The 21,584-nt window shown below is 71.3% G+C and carries 1 protein-coding gene (cut by a window edge); it reads right to left on the bottom strand.

Going from position 1 to position 21,584, the window contains the following annotated elements; genetic code table 11:
* Positions 1-21,584 carry the 3' portion of a non-ribosomal peptide synthase/polyketide synthase gene (locus ACM26Y_RS17420; RefSeq protein ID WP_416061458.1) on the bottom strand. The gene runs 7,966 nt beyond the window's last position, so 21,584 of the gene's 29,550 nt are visible here — the last part of the coding sequence; the start codon falls outside the window, past its right edge — the gene reads right to left on this strand; the stop codon is at positions 1-3.

Genomic DNA, 21,584 nt, shown 5'->3' on the forward strand with positions numbered 1-21,584 from the left:
TCAGACGACGACGACCCGATGTGCCGCGCGCCACCGTTCGAGCAACTCGTCGGGGGCGCGGTCGACGACGACCACCACCGCCAGATCCTCGAGTCCCCCGGGTTCGAGGGTGTCGAGCGCGTCGGCGGTCAGGTGGGCGTGGGTGACCCACTCGTCGTACAGGGCGGCGTCGAGGGCGTCCCCCGAGTCGGCGCCCTCCGGCACCACCACGACCGTCGCGCCGGTGGCCGTGACCAGCAGCGGCTCGAGAACCCCGCTTTCCGCCGCCGGCGAGCCGACCGCGGCGCTGCGCGACTCGTACGTCAGGCCGTACTGCTCGCGCAGCTCACCGATCCGGTCGATCACCTCCGCCTGGGTGAGCGTGCGCGTCGCGGTCACCAGGGCCGGGCTCTCGGGCTCGACCGGGCGGAGCCGGTCCGCGTAGGAGACCGGGTGTGCGGCCTGCGCCGCCTGCTCGGCACGCAGCTGCTCGTCGTCGAGCTGCAGCCACGGGACGGCGCCGGGCAGGCCGGTGACGCCCGTCACCGTCAGACCCAGCGTCACCCGGGCCGAGTCCGGCATCCCGGCTGCCGGGACGGCGGGATCGACCATCAGCAGGGCCGCCCCGGTCTTGGCGACCGCCCACTGCGCGACCACGGACTGGACCGACCGCGGGACGGCGACGGCGACCACGTCGCCGGCACCGACACCCCGCGCGACGAGCACCCGCGCCAGCCGCGAGGACCGCGCGTCCAGTTCGCGGTACGGCACCTCGGTGCCGTCGACGGCGACGGCCGGGGCCTCCGGATCCTCCTCGACCACGTTCGCCAGCACCGCGGCGAGCGTGCGGCCGGTGCTCGCGACCGGGGCCGCCGCGGGTTCGGCCTCGGCGACGAGGTGCGCCCGCTCCGCCGCGTCCATCAGATCGATGTCTCCCACCACGGCCTGCGGGTCGGCCACGAACGCCTCGAGGACCCGCACGAACCGCTGCGAGAGCACGTTCACCTCGGACTCGTCGAAGTACCGCTCGAGGTACTTGAAGGTGAACACGATCTCCGACTGCGCGAGGGTGAGCAGGGTCAGCGGGTAGTGCGTCGCGTCGTCGAGCCGGACGTCCGTGACGGTCATCCCGTCGAGGTCCGTCGCGGCCGCCGACAGGGCGGCCCGGTCGATCGGGTACGACTCGAACACGAGCAGGGTGTCGAAGCCGATCCGGCCGCCGGCCCGCTGCTGGATCTCGGTGAGACCCAGGTAGTGGTGGCCGAGCAGGTCCGCCTGCTGCGCCTGTACGCGACGCAGCAGCTGCGCGATCGTCTCGTCGTCGTCCGTGTCCACCCGCACCGGCAGGGTGTTGATGAACAGGCCGACCATCGACTCGACGCCGGGCAGCTCGGCGGGGCGGCCGGAGACGGTGGCACCGAAGGTCACATCGGAGCGACCCACGATCCGGCCGAGCAGCACCGCCCAGGCCGCCTGCACCAGCGTGTTCACGGTGATGCCGAGGCTCGCGGCCAGGGCCGACACCGCCGCGGCGCGTTCCTCGTCGAACACCACGTGCACCGAGGAGATGGCGTCCGCGTCGGGCCGGCGCACCGACGGGGCGAGGACCGTCGGCTCCTCGACACCGGCGAGTGCCTTCGCCCACACCTCGAGCGACGCCTCGCGGTCCTGCTCGGTGAGCCACTCGAGGAACTCCCGGTAGGAGTGCGCGGCGGGCAGCGCGGTGGTGTCCCCGCGCGTGACGTACAGCGCCATGAGGTCCTGCATGAGGACCGGCATGGACCAGCCGTCGAGCAGGATGTGATGGACCGTCACCGCGAGCAGCGAACGCCCCTCGGCCAGGTCGACGAACAGGAACCGGATCAGCGGTGCCCGGCCGAGGTCGAAGCGCCGGACCTGCTCGTCGCGCAGGATGCGGGCCAGCTCGGCGTCGCGGGCGGCCTCGTCGAGGTCGCCGAGGTGCTCGTGCCGCCACTGCACCTCGACGTCACCCAGCACCAGCTGCACCGGGTCGCCGCTGTCGGTGACGAACACCGTCCGCAGGTTCGGGTACCGGTTCAGCAGGGCCTGTGCCGCGGCGCGCAGCCGCTCCGGATCCACCGCCCCGCCGAGCTCGAGCACCGCCTGCATCGTGTAGACGTCCACGCTCGCCTCGGTCATGAGCGCATGGAAGTGCAGACCCGCCTGCAGCGGCGACAGCGGCCACACGTCGGTGGCCGAGGGATACCGCGACTGCCACACGTCGAGGTCGTGCTGGGCGACCGAGACGAGCGGCACGTCCGACGGGGTCAGGCCGCCGGCGCCCGGCTCGCGGACGTGGCGGGCCAGCGCCGTGAGTGCCTCATGCCAGTGCTGGGCCAGCTCCTCGATCTCCGAGCGCTCGACCACCCCGGCGGGGAAACCGAAGTGCGCCTCGAGCTGCCTGCCGTCCGGTCCGTACGACACGGTCGCGGTGACGTCGACCGTCGTGGTGACCGGCGCCCCGGCGGGACGGACGGTCCGGTCGCCGGGTGCCGCCGTCGGCGACCACGCGCCGCCCTCGACGGACACGGCCGGCTCGCCGAAGTGGAGGGCGACCTGCGGCCGCGGAGCGCCCAGGTCCCCGTCGGAGCCGGGGTCGAGGTACCGCAGCAGACCGAAGCCGGCACCGCCGTCGGGCAGAGCCCGCAGCTGTTCCTTGACCGCCTTGACTGCGGCGCCCATCGCCGGTCCCCCGGCGAATGCGTCGTCGACGTCGATCCCTCCGAATCCCGCACGGAACGGGAAGGCGATGGTGAAGCATCCGACCGTCCGCGACAGGTCGGCTCCGGGCACCACCGTGGAGTCACGTCCGTCCCCGTCCACCTCGAGCAGCGTGGCCGTCTCGTCGATGCCCCGGTCCCGGCGCCACCGCACCAGGGCCAGACCCAGCGCGGTGACCAGACCGTCGCGGACGGTGCCGTGGAACCGCTCGGGCACCGCGACGAGCAGTGCCTCCGCGTCCGACGCCGGCACCGTGCTGTGCACGTGCTCGACGGTGGCGCCGACATCGACGGCCGGGTCGAGCGGACGGTCCCCGATCGGGAAGTCCGGGGTGTCCAGGATCGACCGCCACAGGGCGAGTTCCGTTCGGCGCTCGGTGCGACCGGCCGCCTCGGCCAGCCCGTGCGTCCAGCGGCGCAGGGAGGTTCCGACCGGCGGCAGCACCACGGGCCGCCCGGATGCGAGAGCGTCGTACGCGGCGGCCAGATCGTCGATCAGGATCCGCCAGGACGCGTCGTCGGCAACGAAACGGTGGGCGACGATCAGCAACGTCTCGCCGCGCTCGTCGTCGATGCGGACGAACTGCACCATCCGGCCTGCGGCGGGGTCGAGTCGGTCGACGGCCGCCGCGAGGGCCCGTTCGGCGCGGTCCTGCCGGTCGTCGGATGCGCAGATCGCCGGTTCCGCCTGTGCCAGCAGGGTTTCCGGGTCGACGGTGCCGGTGGCCCGCACCCGCAGGGTGACGGCACCGTCGGCATCGTGTTCGACGATCGTGCGCAGCGCGTCGTGGTGATCGACGACCGCGCCGACCGCACCGGCCAGCGCGGCGGCGTCGACGCCGGCGGGCAGGGTCACCGCAGTCGACACGGCGAGCCGGTCGACGTCGCCGGAAGCCTCGAGGGCTGCACGCATCACCGGGGTCAACGGGACGTCCCCGATGCCGCCGCCGGGCAGTTCGGTCAGTGCACGCTCGACGCCGCCGGTGAGGGTGGCGATCTCCGCCAGCCCCGCGACGGTCTTGCGCTCGAACACGTCCCGCGGGGTGAACACCACGCCGCGGGCCTTCGCCCGCGAGACCAACTGGATCGAGACGATGCTGTCGCCGCCGAGCGCGAAGAAGTCGTCGTCGAGGCCCACCCGGTCGAGGTCGAGGACCTCGGCGAACACCCGTGCCACGGCCTCCTCGGTGACGGTGGTCGGGGCCCGGAACTCCCGCGCCTCGAACACCGGCGCCGGCAGCGCCTTGCGGTCGAGCTTGCCGTTGACGTTCAGCGGCAGCGCCTCGAGCACCACGAACGCCGCCGGCACCATGTACGACGGCAGGTCCCGCCCGAGGCGGGAGCTCACATCGGCGACGTCGAGCACGACGCCCGGCTGTGGGACCACGTAGGCGATCACCTGCGGTCCGACGCGGTCGTCGTCGCGGACGACGACGGCCACGTCGCGCACGTCGTCGAGACCGCGCAGCGCAGACTCGATCTCGCCGAGCTCGATCCGGAAACCACGCACCTTGACCTGGAAGTCGCTGCGGCCGACGTACTCCAGACGACCCGCCGGGTCCCAGCGCACCAGATCGCCCGTGCGGTAGAGCCGTTCGCCGTCCCCGAACGGCGAGGCGACGAACCGCTCCGCCGTCAGATCCGCCCGGCGGTGGTAACCCCGCGCCAGCTGCGCACCCGCCAGGTACAACTCACCGGGCACGCCGACCGGCACCGGGTGCAGGCGCGCGTCGAGCACGTACACCCGCGAATTCCACTCGGGCACACCGATCGGCACCGACACACCCGCCGCGTCGTCGACCTCGTGGAAGGTCACCGACACCGCCGCTTCGGTCGGGCCGTACAGGTTGTCCAACCGCGCCGCGTTGTGCGCCAGGAACCGTCGCGCCGTCGCCGCCGGCAACGCCTCACCGATCGCGAGCACCCGTCGTACCGCCGCCGGAAGACGGTCCTCGCCGTCGACGAGGAGGGTTTCGAGCATCGAGGGCACCACATGCAGCGTGGTCACGGACTGCTCGGCCGTCAACCCGTTCAGGTAGCTGGGGTCCCGGTGTCCGTCCGGGGCCGCGATCACCAACCGGCCACCGGAGACCAGCGCCGACCAGAACTCCCACACCGACAGGTCGAACGTCGCCGCCGTCTTGAGCAGCACCGCATCGTCGGCCCCGAGCGCATACTCCGCCCGCTTCCACACCAACTGGTTCACGATCGCGCCGTGCGGCACCGCCACACCCTTCGGCCGACCCGTCGACCCCGACGTGAAGATCACATACGCCGTGTTCGACGCCCGCAACGGCGCCCGCCGCTCCGCATCACCGATCGGAGCACCGGGGAGCTCGTCGAGAGCGAGGGTGTCGAGAGTGATCATCGGGATCGTCTGTCCCGGCACCTCGAAACCGTCGCGCTCGGTGGTCAGCACCACCACCGGCGCCGCCACCTCGAGGATGTACCCGGTCCGCTCGGCCGGCTGCTCCGGATCCACCGGCACATACGCACCACCGGCCTTGGCCACCGCGTACATCCCCACCAGCAACTCGATCGACCGGCGCATCGCCAACGCCACCGTCGACTCCGGCCCCACACCCAACGACACCAGATGCCGGGCAAGACGATTGACCCGAGCGTCGAACTCTCCGTAGGTCAGCGTCTCGCCCTCGAAGAACAGGGCTGTGGCCTCGGGGGCGCGCCGCACCTGCTCGTCGAACAGATCCACCAACGTCGCCGACGCATCCACGTCGTAACCGGTCTCGTTCCACGCCTCGAGCACCCGCACCCGCTCGGCCGCCTCGAGAATCTCGATATCCCCCAGCGCCACCGACGGATCGGCCACCACCGCCTCGAGCACCCGCACGAACCGCTCCGCGAAACCGACAACCGTCGGCTCGTCGAACAGGTCCGTGGCGTAGGTGAGCACGCTCGTGATCCCCTCGGGGGCCCCGTCGTCGGCGTACCGGTCGGTGACCACCAGGTGCAGGTCGAACTGCGAGGTCTGCAGATCCGCGTCCACACCGGACACGGTCAGTCCCGGCAACTCGAGACTGGTCGTCGCGAGGTTCTGGAAGGACAGGCCCACCTGGAACAGCGGATGCCGCGCCGTCGACCGTTCCGGATTGAGCACCTCCACCAGGCGCTCGAACGGCACGTCGGCGTGCGCGAAGGCCTGCAGGTCCCGCTCCCGCGCCTGGTCGAGCAGGTCCGCGAAGGACTCACCGGACTCGACCCGGGTACGGAAGACCAGCGTGTTGACGAACATGCCGATCAGATCGTCGAGTTCACGCTGACCGCGGCCCGCGATCGGCGTACCGATCGCGATGTCCTCGGTGCCCGACAGCCGCGCAAGCAGCACCGCGAACGCGGCATGCACGGCCATGAACAACGTCGCGCCCCGGGCCCGGGCCAGCTCGACCAGTTGCCGGTGCAGGTCGGCGTCGATCGTGAAGTCGATCTTCCCGCCCGCGAACGACTGCACGGCCGGTCGCGGCCGGTCGGTCGGCAGATCCAGCTGGTCCGGCAGATCCGCCAGTGCCTGCTTCCAGTACGTCACCTGCTTCGCAGCCACCGATGCCGGGTCGTTCTCGTCGCCGAGCACCCGTCGCTGCCACAGGGCGTAGTCGGCGAACTGCACGGGCAGCGGCATCCAGTCCGGAGCGTTGCCGGTGGAGCGGGCCACGTACGCCGTCACCAGATCGCGGGTGAGCGGCCCCATCGAGGAACCGTCCGCCGAGATGTGGTGCACGACGAACGCGACGATCGTCTCGTCCTCGCCGACAGTGAACAACCGCACCCGGATCGGAGCCTCCGACGTCACGTCGAAGCCCGTGTAGGCCAGCTCGCGGATCCGGTCGGCCACCTCGTCCCAGCTGGTGGCCACCGGCGTCAGATCCGGGACCACCGCCGTCACCGGCAGCACGACCTGGACCGCGCCGTCGTCCGTCTCCGGGTACGCCGTGCGCAGCACCTCGTGCCGCTCGAACACGTCCCGGATCGCATCCTGCAATGCGGCGACGTTCAACCGGCCCGACAGCCGCAGCGCGACCGGCAGGTTGTAGGCCGCCGACTCCGGATCGAAGCGGTTGAGGAACCACATGCGCTGCTGCGCGAGCGAGAGCGGTACCCGCTCCGGCCGCGGCCCGGCCACCAGCGGCACCGCGCCGCCGGATCCGGCGTGCTGCTCGACGTGCGCCGCGAGCGCCTCGACCGTGGAGGCGTCGAACAGCACCCGCACCGGCACTCGCGAATCCAGCGCCGCACCCAGACGCGCCACCAGCTGGGTGGCGATCAGGGAGTTGCCGCCGAGCGCGAAGAAGTCGTCGTCGAGACCGACCCGTTCGACGCCCAGGACCTCGGCGAAGATGCCCGCGACGATCTCCTCGATCGGGGTGGTCGGTGCCCGGAACTCCCGTGCGGCGAACGTCGGCGCCGGCAGCGCCTTGCGATCGAGCTTGCCCGAGGTGTTCAGCGGGAACTCCGCGAGCACCACGATCGCCGCCGGCACCATGTACGACGGCAGCGTCCGCGTCACGAACTCGATCACCGCGCCGGCATCCACCTCGTGGCCCGGCGCGGGAACCACGTACCCCGCGAGCTGGTCGCCGGTGGGGGTCGGTACGACCAGCACCGCGGCCTGGTTCACCGACTCGTGCGCCAGCAACGCCGTCTCGATCTCGCCGAGCTCGATGCGCTGACCACGGAACTTGACCTGGAAGTCGGTGCGGCCGATGTACTCGAGTTCCCCGGCCTCGTTCCACGTGACCAGGTCACCGGTGCGGTACATCCGCTCCCCCGGCGCGCCGAACGGGTTCGCGACGAACCTGTCGGAGGTCAGGTCCGGGCGACGGACGTAGCCGCGTGCCAGCTGCACGCCCGCCAGATACAGCTCACCCGGGACACCGACCGGAACCGGCCGCAGCCGGCCGTCGAGGACCAGCACCCGCACGTTCCACTCCGGGACGCCGATCGGCACGACGTCGACCGGTCCGTCGGCCGGTGCCTGCCAGAACGTCGCAGACACCGCCGCTTCGGTCGGGCCGTAGAGGTTGTCGATCCCGGCGGTACTGATACGCCGCACGCCCTCGATCGTCTCGGGCGGCAGGGCCTCGCCGATCACGAAGACGTGGCGCAGCGTGGTGCACGACTCGCGGTCGACGTGGGCGGCGAACACCGTGAGCATCGACGGCACGAAGTCGGTGATCGTCACCTTCTCGCGGGCGATGACCTCCGCCACGTACACCGGGTCACGATGCCCGTCGGGTGTCGCCACGACCAGCTTCGCCCCCACGCTCAGCGGCATGAAGAAGCCCCACAGCGACACGTCGAACGTCGTGGCCGTCTTCTGCAGGTAGACGTCCTGCGCCGTCATCTCGAACTCGTCGAGCATCCACGCCGTCTGGTTGACGATGGCGCGGTGGGTGACGGCGACGCCCTTGGGCCGGCCGGTCGAGCCGGAGGTGAAGATGGCGTAGGCCGTGTTGTCCGGGCGCAGCGGCGCGCGCCGGTCCCGGTCGGTGACGGGCGCAGCCGAAATCGCCGACATGTCCAGCTCGTCGACGAGTACGGCGTCGACGGCGAGTCCGTCCGGGACGGTGAACTCGTCGCGCGCGGTCGTGACGATGCACACCGGATCGGCCGTGTCGAGGATGTGCCGGACGCGGTCGACCGGGTGATCCGGATCGATCGGCACCCACGCGCCGCCGGCCTCGACGATCGCGTACATGCCCACCAGCAGGTCGAACGACCGCCGGATCGCCAGGCCCACCAGGGACTCCGGCCCCACGCCCTGCGAGATCAGGTGCCGGGCGAGCCGATTGACGCGGGCGCCGAACTCGGCGTACGTCAGCTCGGCACCCTCGTAGGCCAGTGCCACCGCATCCGGGGTGCGGCGGACCTGCGCCTCGAACCGGGACAGCAACAACTCGGTGCCGTCGAGAGCATGGTCCGAGTCGTTCCACCCGTGCAGAATCTGCTCGAGTTCGGCCGGGTCGAGCAGCTCGACGTCGCCGACCGGCAGCGCCGGCTGCCCGGCGATCGTCTCGAGGACGCGCACGAACCGCGACAGCAGCGTCTCGACCTGCTGGGCGTCGAACAGCCTGCGCTGGTAGCGCAGGTCGAGTTCCATGCCGGATCCGACGTGGACGAACAGGCTCAGCGGGTAGTGGGTGGCGTCGTTCGTGCCGACGCCGGTGACCGACATGCCGTCGATCGACGCTGCCTGTTCGGCGAGTCCCTTCTCGTCGAGCGGGTAGGACTCGAACACCGTGAGGGTGTCGAACGCGACGGCCGGTCCGGCGACCCGCTGGATCTCGGTGAGTCCCAGGTGATGATGCTCGAGCAGCTCTGCCTGTTCCCGCTGGAGACGCTGCAGGAACCGCTCGATCGGCTCCTGCGGGTCGAACGTCACCCGCACCGGCAGGGTGTTGATGAACAGGCCCACCATCGATTCCACGCCGGGCAGATCCGCCGGCCGGCCCGACACGGTGGCGCCGAATACGACGTCGTCGCGTCCGGTCGACCGGCCGAGCAGTACGCCCCAGGCCGCCTGGACGAGGGTGTTGACGGTGACACCGAGCCGGGCTGCGGCCGAGGCGATCTCGGCCGTGCGGTCGTCGTCGAGCAGCAGCCGTACGCGGTCGGCGCCCTCCGCACCGGGGTGCCGGTCCGTCGCCGGCGCGAGCAGCGTCGGCTCCTCGAGCCCGTCGAGGACCCGGGCCCACGTCGCGCGGGAAGTGTCGAGGTCACGCTCGGCGACCCACGCCAGGAACGACCGGTAGGAGCGGGGTCGCGGCAACGGCGCCGCGTCCCCGCGGGTGGCGTACAGCATCATCATGTCCTGCATCAGCAGCGGCATCGACCAGCCGTCGACGAGGATGTGATGCACGGTCACGCCGAGCTGGTAGCGGCCCTCTCCGAGGGACGCGAGGACGAACCGGATCAGTGGCGCCTCGTCCATCGCGAACCGTCGCGCCTGCTCCTCCCGCCAGAACGGCACCGTCGCGCGGACACCCTCGGCGGCGACGAGCTGCGAGAGGTCGGCCTCACGCCACGGCACCCGCACATCCGACAGCACCACCTGCACCGCGGCACCGGCGGCGTCGTTGACGAAGACCGTCCGCAGGTTCGGGTACCGGTCGAGCAGCGCCTGCGCGGCGGTGCGCAGCCGTTGCGGATCGACCACACCGTCGAGGTCGAGCACGGCCTGGATCGTGTAGACGTCCACGCTGGTTTCGTCCATGAGGGCGTGGAAGAGCAGGCCCGACTGCAGCGGCGACAGCGGCCACACGTCGGCCGCGGACGGGAAGCGCGCCTCCCACGCCTCGAGGTCCTGCTGCGTCACCGACACGAGCGGCACGTCGGACGGGGTCAGGCCTCCGGCGCCGGGCTCGTTCGCGTACCGCGCCAGCGCCGCGAGCGCGTCCACCCAGTACGCGGCGAGGGACTCGATGTCCTCCGGATCGAGAAGCCCTGTCGGGAAGGCGAACCCGGCGGCGAGCCGAGGTCCGTCCGCACCGTCGGACACGATCGCGTTGATGTCGACGACGGCGTTGGCAGGCATGTCCGCGTCGAGGGCGGCGTCGACTCCACCGAGCGCGTCCGTGGGAACCCAGCCGATCGCGGCGAGTTCCTCGGGCACGTCCGCCGCCGACACCCGGCCGAGGTAGTTGAAGCTCACCTGCGGCTGGGTGGGGTACGCGGCCAGGACCTGCGAACCGACCGGGTCGAGGTGGCGCAGCAGGCCGTAGCCCATGCCCTTGTCCGGAATCGCCAGGAGCTGTTCCTTGACGGCCTTGACCGCGGATCCCATGGCACTCCCGCCGGCGAAGGCGTCGTCCACGTCGATTCCGGTCAGGTCCACCCGCACGGGATGCGCGCTGGTGAACCAGCCGACGGTGCGCGACAGGTCCGCACCCGGCACGACCGTTTCCTCGCGGCCGTGGCCCTCGAACTTCAGCAGTGCGGACGTCGCGTCGATGCCGCGGTCGCGTCGCCACCGGGTCAGGGCCAGGCCGAGAGCGGCGATGAGCCCGTCGTTGACGCTGCCGTGGAACAGCGCGGGCACCGAGGTCAGCAGGGCGTCGGTGTCGGCCGCGGGGACGGTCACCTCCAGCCGTTGCACGGTCGAGGCGACGTCGACCGCCGGGTCGAACGCACGAGCGCCGAGCAGCGGATCAGGCCCGTCGAGCACCGACCGCCACAGCTCGAGCTCCGCCCGGCGTTCGGGCGCGCGCGCCGCGTCCACCAGACCGTGGGCCCAGCGGCGCAGCGAGGTGCCCACCGCCGGCAACGTGACGTCCTGTCCCGCGGCCACCTGGCCCCACGCGACGGCGAGGTCGGGCAGCAGAATCCGCCACGAGACGCCGTCGACCACGAGGTGGTGCGCGACGACGAGCAGCACGCCGGGGCGGTCGCCGGGTCCGAAGTCGAACCACACGAACCGCAGAACGCGTCCCTCGGTGGGCGCGAGCCGGTTCAGCGCGGCGTCGAGCTCGCGCGACGCGACCGCGGTGAGCGCGGCGTCGTCGATGTCGGCGGGCACCTCGACGCGGGTGACGAGTTCGTCGGCGTCGACCGTGCCGGCGGCCCGTACCCGCAGCACGGGGGCACCATCGGCGTCGTGCTCGAGGATCGACCGCAGCGCGTCGTGGTGGTCGACGACGGCGCCGACGGTGCGCACCAGCACGTCCCGGTCGAGGTCCTTCGGCAACGTCACCGCCACCGACTGGGAGAAGCGGTCGAAGCCGCCGCCCCAGCCGAGCACCTCACGCATGATCGGAGTGAGCGGGACCTCCCCGACGCCGCCGCCGGGCAGCTCCTGCAGACCGCCGGGCCCCTCCCCCGCGGTGGTGCGGGTCGCGACCTCGGCCAGTCCGGCGACGGATCGCCGCTCGAACACGTCCCGCGGGGTGAACACGACACCGCGGGCCTTGGCGCGCGAGACCAGCTGGATCGACACGATGCTGTCGCCGCCGAGCGCGAAGAACGACTCGTCGACGCCGACCCGGTCGAGGCGCAGCACCTCGGCGAACACCTCGGCAATGGTCTCCTCGAGATCATTGCTCGCGGAACGTATTTCGCGTTCCTCGAGCTCCGGTTCGGGCAGCGCGTGGCGATCGAGCTTGCCGACCGGGGTCAGCGGGATCTTGTCGAGCACCACGATCGCGGACGGCACCATGTGCGCCGGCAGCGAGCGGCCGACGAACTCGGTCAGCGCGGCGGTGTCGACCGTCGCGCCTGCCTTCGGCAGCACGTAGGAGACGAGCACGGTGCCGCCGGACGGCGTCGTGCGGCCCAGCGTGGCCGCGAAGTCCACACTCTCGTGGGACGTCAGCGCGGAGTCGATCTCGCCGAGCTCGATGCGGAATCCCCGCACCTTGACCTGGAAGTCGCTGCGCCCGACGAACTCGAGCTCGAGGCGGTCGTCGGCCGTGACACGCCAGCGCACCATGTCGCCGGTGCGGTACATCCGCGCACCGTCCGCCGCGAACGGATCGGCGACGAACCGCTCCGAGGTGAGCACCGGACGCCGGTGGTAGCCGCGGGCGAGGGCGGCACCCGACAGGTACAGCTCACCTGCAACGCCCACGGGGACGGGACGCAGCCGGGAATCGAGGACGAGGGCGGTCGTGCCGCGCACGGGCCCGCCGATCGTGATCGGATCTCCCGGCAGGACGTGCGCATAGGTCGAGATGACCGTCGCCTCGGTGGGACCGTAGCCGTTGAGCAGGGTGCGGCCGGGCGCCCACCGGTTCACCAGCTCGGGCGGCAGGGCCTCGCCACCGACGACGACCACCTCGAGGCTGTCGAGGCCGTCGGGGTCGACGGTGCCGATCACCGCGGGGGTGATGATGGTGTGCGTGGGGCGTTCCGTGCGGAACAGGTCCGCGAGGTCGGGGCCGCCGATGATCGTCGACGGCACGACGACCAGCGTGGCGCCCTGGGAGAACGCCGCGATCCACTCCATCACCGACGGATCGAAGCTCGGCGACATGATGTGCAGGAACCGCGATCGGGACGTCAGGCCGTAGAGGTCGAGGATCGTGTCCAGCAGGCCGCCGAGGCCGGTGTGGGTGACCACGACGCCCTTGGGCCGGCCCGTCGACCCCGACGTGTAGATCAGGTAGGCGGGGTGCTGCGGGCGCAGCGGCCGGACGCGATCGGCGTCGGTGATCGGGGCCGCCGAACGGGCCGCGACGTCCGCTGCGAGGCCGGGATCGTCGACGACCAGCCACTCCGCGTCGTCGGGCAGACCGGCGCGGTGAGCGGTTCCCGTGATCCCCAGGGCGGCACGGGAATCGGAGAGCATGTAGCGCACGCGCTCCGGCGGGTACGACGGGTCGACCGGCACGTGTGCGGCACCGGCCTTGGCCACCGCCCACACCGCCCGGACCATGTCGTAGGAGCGCGGGAACGCCACGGCCACGATGTTCTCGGGGCCGACGCCGCGCTCGATCAGCAGCCGCGCGAGCCGGGACGAGTCCTCGTCGAGCTCGCGGTAGGTGATCGAGCGTCCCTCGTACCGCACGGCGGTCGCGTCCGGGTCGAGGGACGCGCCGGCCGTGAGGAGGTCGGCGAGGGTTCCGCCGCTGACGACGTCGGTGCCGCGCACGTGGGTCAGCCGCTCGAGTTCGTGCGGCTCGAGCAGCGGCAGGTCACCGACGGGCAGTGCCGGGTCGGCGACGGCCGCGTCGAGGAGGTGGGCGAAGCGAGCGGCGAACCCTTCGACGGTGTCGGCGTCGAACAGGGACCGCGCGTAGGTGAACTCGGCGGAGATCCCGTCCGGTCCGCCGTCCGCCGTGGTGTGCTCGCGCAGGGTCAGCGCGAGGTCGAACTTGGCGCTGTCGACGTCGAACGGGACCGTGGACACGCTCAGTTCGGGCAGCTCGAGGCCGGTCTCGGGGAGGTTCTCGAACGACATGGCGACCTGGAACAGCGGGTGCCGGGCCGTGGACCGCTCGGGGTTGAGGATCTCGACGAGCCGCTCGAACGGAAGGTCCGCGTGGGCGAACGCCTCGAGATCGCTCTCGCGGATGCGCCCGAGATGCTCGGCGAATCCGGCGTCGGCGTCGATGTGGCTGCGCAGCACCAGGGTATTGACGAACATGCCGACCATCTCGTCGAGTTCGGCCTCACCGCGGCCGGCGATCGGCGTGCCGATCGCGATGTCGTCGGCGGCGGCCATGCGCGCCAGGAACACCGCCAGGGCGGTGTGCATGACCATGAACAGCGTCGTACCGCTGCGCCGGGCGAGGTCGGCGGCCTGTCGGTGGGTGCCCGCGTCGATGCGGAACTCGATCTTGCCGCCCTCGAAGGCCTGCACCGAGGGTCGCGGCCGGTCGGTGGGCAGGTTCAGCTCGTCGGGCAGCCCGGCGAGCGTCCGCTTCCAGTAGTCGGCCTGGGCGGAGACGAGGCTGTCCGGATCGTCCTCCGATCCCAGCACCTGACGCTGCCACAGCGCGAAGTCCGCGTACTGCACCGGCAGCGGCGCCCGGTTCGGTTCGTGGCCGGCCGCGCGCGCGACATAGGCGATCATCACATCGCGCGTCAACGGTGCCATGGACCAGCCGTCGGCGCTGATGTGGTGCGCGACGAACACCAGCACATGGTCGTCGTCGGCGACCCGGAAGAGCCGGGCCCGCAAGGGAATCTCGTCGGTGACATCGAAGCCCGCGGAGACCACCTCGACGACCCGGGCGACGAGGTCGGCCTCGGACACCGGTTCGGGTGCGAGGTCGGGGGCCGCCTCGGCGACCGGCAGGACCACCTGGTAGGCGTGACCGTCGGACTCCGGGTAGACGGTGCGCAGCACCTCGTGCCGGGCGACGACGTCGCGCACCGCGGCCCGCATGGCGTCCACGTCGAGTGTTCCGGTCAGCCGGACGGCGACCGGGATGTTGTTGGCCGCCGACTCGGTGTCGAACCGGTTGAGGAACCACATGCGCTGCTGGGCCAGCGACAGCGGAATCCGGTCCGGCCGCGGCTGCGGCACCAGCGGCGGACGCCCGCCGCCGCCGGCGTGCTGCTCGACCGCGACGGCGAGAGCCCCGACCGTGGTCGCCTCGAAGACGGCCCGGACCGGAATCTTCGCGTCGAGCGCGGCGCCGATGCGGGAGACGACCTGGGTGGCGAGCAGGGAGTTGCCGCCGAGTTCGAAGAAGTCGTCGTCGACACCGATCCGGGTGAGGCCGAGCACGTCGGCGAACACGCCGGCGACGATCTCCTCGACCGGGGTGCTCGGGGCGCGGAACTCCCGCGCCTCGAACACCGGCTCCGGCAGTGCCCGGCGATCGAGCTTGCCGTTGACGTTCAGCGGCAGCGCCTCGAGCACCACGAACGCCGCCGGCACCATGTACGACGGCAACGCCCCGGTGAGGCCGGACTTCACGCGCGCGATGTCGAGCACCGCGCCCGGCTCCGGAACCAGGTACGCCACGAGCTGCGTGCCCGTCCGATCGTCGTCCCGGGCGAGGACCGCGACGTCGCGCACCTCGTCGGCACCGCGCAGCGCGGCCTCGATCTCGCCGAGCTCGATCCGGAATCCGCGCACCTTGACCTGGAAGTCGCTGCGGCCGAGGTACTCCAGACGTCCGGCAGCGTCCCATCGGACGAGGTCGCCGGTGCGGTAGAGCCGTTCGCCGTCCCCGAACGGCGAGGCGACGAACCGCTCCGCCGTCAGATCCGCCCGGCCGTGGTAGCCGCGTGCCAGCTGCGCACCGGCGAGATACAGCTCGCCGGACACCCCGACCGGCACCGGGTGCAGGCGCCCGTCGAGCACGTAGACCCGCGAGTTCCATTCCGGCACACCGATCGGGACCGAGGCCCCGGAGACGTCGGCCACGTCGCCCGCGGTGATCGACACCGCGGCCTCGGTCGGGCCGTAGAGATTGACCAGCTGCGCGGTGTTGTGCTGCAGGAACCGCTGCGCCGTCGCCGCCGGCAGCGCCTCACCGATCGCGAGCACCCGGCGCAGAGACCTGGGCAGCACCCCGTCGGAGTCGACGAGCAGCGCTTCGAGCATCGACGGCACCACGTGCAGGGTGGTGACCGCCTGCTCGGCCATCAGGGTGTTCAGGTACCCGGGATCGCGGTGCCCGTCCGGTGTGGCGATCACCAGGCGGCCACCGGAGACCAGCGCCGACCAGAATTCCCACACCGACAGGTCGAACGTCGCCGCGGTCTTGAGCAGCGCCGCGTCCTGGGACCCGAGGCCGAAGTGCTCGCGCTTCCACAGCAACTGGTTCACGATCGCCGCGTGCGGCACCGCCACGCCCTTCGGCCGACCCGTCGAACCCGAGGTGAAGATCACGTACGCGGTGTTCGACGCCCGCAGCGGCGCCCGCCGCTCGGCGTCGGTGACCGGATCACCGGCATGGGGCGACAGGTCGGCCGTGTCGATCGCCAGGTGCGGGACAGAGCTGTCCCCCGGCAGCTCGAACGCGTCCCGCTCGGTGGTCAGTACCACCACCGGCGCCGCGGCGTCGAGGATGTATCCGGTTCGCTCGGCCGGCTGGTCCGGGTCGAGCGGCACGTAGACGCCACCGGCCTTGGTGACGGCATACATGCCGACGAGCAGCTCGATCGATCGGCGCATCGCCAGGGCGACCGTCGATTCGGGACCGACGCCGACCGAGATCAGGTGCCGGGCGAGCCGGTTGACTCGGGCATCGAACTCGCCGTAGGTGAGCGTCTCGCCCGCGAAGAACAGGGCGGGGGCGTCCGGGGTGCGTTGCACCTGCGCGTCGAACAGGTCGGCCAGCGTGGCCGACGTGTCGACGGCGTGATCGGTGTCGTTCCAGCCCTCGAGTACCCGCAGCCGCTCGGTGTCGTCGAGCAGCGGCACGTCGCCCACCGGGAGCGACGGGTCCGCCACCACGGACTCGAGCAACCGCAGGAAGCGCCGGGCGAAGCCGGCCACCGTCGACTCGTCGAACAGGTCCGTGGCGTAGGTGAAGAAGCCGGTCACACCGGCCGCGGCACCGTCCTCCGCGTGCCGGTCGGTGACGATCAGATGCAGATCGAACTGCGAGATCTCCATGTCCGCATCGACGTTCGCGATGGTCAGACCGGGCAGCTCGAGGCGGGACTGAGCGACGTTCTGGAACGACAGGCCCACCTGGAACAAGGGGTGCCGCGCGGTCGAGCGGACGGGGTTGAGCACCTCCACGAGCCGCTCGAACGGCACGTCGGCATTGGCGAATGCTCCCAGGTCGGCCTCGCGTGCCTGCGCCAGCAGTTCCTCGAACGCCGCGTCCGGGCGAACCCGGGTGCGGAAGACCAGGGTGTTGACGAACATGCCGATGAGATCGTCCAGCGCCCGCTCGTCACGGCCCGCGATGGGCGTGCCGATCGCGATGTCGTCGGTGTCGGACATCCGTGCGAGGAACACCGCGAGGGCGGTGTGCATCACCATGAACAGCGTCGTGTTACTGCGACGGGCGAGCTCGATCAGCCGCGCGTGCAGGTCGGGGTCGACGGCGAACCCGGTCCGGGCGCCGGCGAAGGACTGCACGGCCGGGCGCGGCCGGTCGGTGGGCAGGTCCAGCTGGTCGGGCAGACCGGCCAGGGCGTCCTTCCAGTACGCCACCTGCTTCGCCGCGATCGACTCGGGATCGTCTTCGGAACCGAGGACCTCCCGCTGCCACAGCGCATAGTCCGCGTACTGCACCGGCAGCGGCGCCCACGCCGGGAACTCGCCCTGCGAGCGGGCGATATAGGCCTGCATAAGGTCCCGGGTGAGCGGACCCGCCGACGAACCGTCGGCCGAGATGTGGTGGACGACCAGCGCGAGCACGTGGTCGTTCCCGGCCAGCCGGAACAGTCGCAACCGCAACGGCACCTCGGTGGTGACGTCGAAGGTGGTGGCCCCGAGCTCGTGGACGGCCGTCAGGATCTCGTGCTCGGCCACCGGGACCGGGGTGAGGTCCTGTTCGGCCTGGGCGGCAGGCACGACGACCTGGATCGGGCCGTCCGCCGTCTCGGGGTAGTAGGTGCGCAGGATCTCGTGCCGGGCGACGAGGTCTCCCACCGCCGCCTGCAGCGCCGCGACGTCGAGCGTCCCGGTCAGCCGGATCGCCATCGGCACGTTGTACGCGGCGGTGTCCGTGTCGAACCGGTTGAGGAACCACATGCGCTGCTGGGCGAGCGAGAGGGGGATCCGCTCGGGACGCGGCCGCGCCTCGAGCGGACGTCGAGCGTCGGCACTCTGATGCTGGACGGACACCGCGAGGGCTTCGACGGTCGGCGACTCGAACAGCGCACGAATCGGCACCCGGGCATCGAGGGCGGCACCGAGCCGGGACGCGACCTGGGTGGCGAGCAGAGAGTTGCCGCCGAGTTCGAAGAAGTCGTCGTCGAGACCGACCCGCTCAAGGCCGAGGACCTCGGCGAACACCCGCGCCACGGCCTCCTCGGTGACGGTGGTCGGGGCCCGGAACTCCCGCGCCTCGAACACCGGCGCCGGCAGCGCCTTGCGGTCGAGCTTACCGTTGACGTTCAGCGGCAGCGCCTCGAGCACCACGAACGCCGCCGGCACCATGTACGACGGCAGCTGCTGCGCCAGGGCCGACTTGAGCTGCGCCGCATCAACTTCCGCACCGCCAGCCGGAACGACGTAGGCCACGAGCTGTGCGCCGCCGCGGTCGTCGTCGCGCGCGATCACCGCCACGTCCCGCACGTCGTCCAGATTGCGCAGGGCGGCCTCGATCTCGCCGAGCTCGATCCGGAAACCACGCACCTTGACCTGGAAGTCACTGCGGCCGACGTACTCCAGACGACCCGCCGCATCCCACCGCACCAGATCACCCGTGCGGTAGAGCCGCTCACCGACCCCGAACGGCGAGGCGACAAACCGCTCCGCCGTCAGATCCGCCCGGCCGTGGTAACCCCGCGCCAACTGCGCACCCGCCAGGTACAACTCACCCGGCACGCCGACCGGCACCGGGTGCAGGCGCGCGTCGAGCACGTACACCCGCGAATTCCACTCCGGCACACCGATCGGCACCGACACACCCGCCGCGTCGTCGACCTCGTGGAAGGTCACCGACACCGCCGCCTCGGTCGGGCCGTACAGGTTGTCCAACCGCGCCGCGTTGTGCGCCAGGAACCGTCGCGCCGTCGCCGCCGGCAACGCCTCCCCGATCGCGAGCACCTGCCGCAGCGAACCCGCCAGCACGCCCCCACCCTCGACGAGCAACGCCTCGAGTATCGACGGCACCACATGCAGTGTCGTCACGGACTGCTCGGCCATCAGCGCGTTCAGATACCCCGGATCGCGGTGCCCGTCCGGCGCCGCGATCACCAACCGGCCACCGGAGACCAGCGCCGACCAGAACTCCCACACCGACAGGTCGAACGTCGCCGCCGTCTTGAGCAGCACCGCATCGTCGGCCCCGAGCGCATACTCCGCCCGCTTCCACACCAACTGGTTCACGATCGCGCCGTGCGGCACCGCCACACCCTTCGGCCGACCCGTCGACCCCGACGTGAAGATCACATACGCCGTGTTCGACGCCCGCAACGGCGCCCGCCGCTCCGCATCACCGATCGGAGCACCGGGGAGCTCGTCGAGAGCGAGGGTGTCGAGAGTGATCATCGGGATCGTCTGTCCCGGCACCTCGAAACCGTCGCGCTCGGTGGTCAGCACCACCACCGGCGCCGCCACCTCGAGGATGTACCCGGTCCGCTCGGCCGGCTGCTCCGGATCCACCGGCACATACGCACCACCGGCCTTGGCCACCGCGTACATCCCCACCAGCAACTCGATCGACCGGCGCATCGCCAACGCCACCGTCGACTCCGGCCCCACACCCAACGACACCAGATGCCGGGCAAGACGATTGACCCGCGCGTCGAACTCGCCGTAGGTCAGCGTCTCGCCCTCGAAGAACAGGGCTGTGGCCTCGGGGGCGCGCCGCACCTGCTCGTCGAACAGATCCACCAACGTCGCCGACGCATCCACGTCGTAACCGGTCTCGTTCCACGCCTCGAGCACCCGCACCCGCTCGGCCGCCTCGAGAATCTCGATATCCCCCAGAGCCACCGACGGATCGGCCACCACCGCCTCGAGCACCCGCACGAACCGCTCCGCGAAACCGGCCACGGTGCCCTTGTCGAACAGGTCCGTCGCACACGTGAACGTCGCGTCGATGCGAGCCGGCGTTCCGTCCTCGTCGTAGCGGTCGAAGACGGTCAGCTGCAGGTCGGTCTTGGCGAGCTCGAGCTCGAAGTTGGTCGGCGAGACGGTCAGTCCCGGCAGTTCCAGCTTCGTCTGTGCGAGGTTCTGGAAGGACAGGCCCACCTGGAACAGCGGGTTGCGGGCCGTCGACCGCACGGGGTTGAGCACCTCCACCAGGCGCTCGAACGGCACGTCGGCGTGCGCGAACGCGCCGAGGTCCGTCTCCCGGACCTGAGCCAGGAACTCGTCGAATGCGACGTCGGACTGCACGCGGGTGCGGAAGACGAGCGTGTTGACGAACATGCCGATCAGGTCGTCGAGCACCCGCTCGCCGCGGCCGGCGATCGGCGTACCGATCGCGACGTCGTCGGTGCCCGACAGCCGCCCCATCAGGGTCGCCAGGGCGGCGTGGATCACCATGAACAGCGTGGCGTTGTGGCGGCGGGCCAGCTCCTGCAGACCGCGATGCAACTCGGCATCGACGGTGAAGTGCAGCGAGTCGCCACGGAAGCTCTGGCGCGGAGGCCGCGGGCGGTCGGCGGGGAGATCGATCTGGTCGGGCAGCCCGGCCAGGGTCCGCTTCCAGTACTCGATCTGCTGCGCGGCGACGGAGTCGGGATCGTCCTCCGAACCGATGACGTCGCGTTGCCACAACGCGTAGTCCGCGTACTGGACGGGCAGCGGCTCCCATCCCGGGTTCTCCCCGCGGGACCGCGCCTCGTAGGCGATGGTGACGTCGCGCGCGAGGGGCGCCATCGAGGCGCCGTCGGCGGAGACGTGATGCACGACGAACGCCAGGACGTAGTCGGTGTCGGTGATCCGGAAGATGCGCGAGGCCACCGGCACCTGACGTGTCACGTCGAAGGTCGTCGACATGAACGCGACGATCTCCTCGGTGAGGTCGTCCTCGGTGACGTCGTACGGCGTCAGATCGGGCAGCGCCTCCTCGACGGGGAGCACGATCTGGTGCGGTCCGCCGTCGGGGTCCGGGTAGTAGGTGCGCAGCATCTCGTGCCGGCCGATCACGTCGCGCACCGCCGCCTGCATCGCGGCGAGATCCAGATCGCCCTGGAGTCGCACCGCGAAGGGAATGTTGTCCACCGCGGAGGAAGTGTCGAACTGGTTGAGGAACCAGTACCTCTGCTGGGCGAGCGACAGCGGCACCCGCTCGGGACGCGGTGCCGCTTCGAGCGGACGCCGGGCACCGGTACCGATCTGACGGCCGACCTCCGCGGCGAACGCTTCGACGGTGGACGTCTCGAACAGCACCCGCAGCGGCACCGACGCGTCGAGCGCCGCCCCGATCCGCGAGACCACCTGCGTGGCGATCAGCGAGTTGCCACCGAGGGCGAAGAAGTCGTCGTCGAGACCGACCCGGTCGAGACCGAGCACCTCGGCGAACACACTCGCCACGATCTCCTCCACCGGAGTCGTCGCGGCACGGAACACCTTGACCTCGAACACCGGCTCCGGCAACGCCTTCCGGTCCAGCTTGCCCGACGCGTTGAGCGGCAACTCCGCGAGCACCACGAACGCCGACGGCACCATGTACGACGGCAGCACCTGCCCCACCGCCGAGCGGGCCTCGTCCTCGTCGAACACGGCACCGGCGGCCGTCACCACGTACGCCACCAGCTGCTCGGCGCGGACCATCGCGACTGCCTGGGCCGCCTCGGTGTGTTCGACGAGCGCCGCCTCGA

The sequence above is a fragment of the Rhodococcus indonesiensis genome, assembly GCF_047782815.1.
Lineage (GTDB): Bacteria > Actinomycetota > Actinomycetes > Mycobacteriales > Mycobacteriaceae > Rhodococcus > Rhodococcus indonesiensis.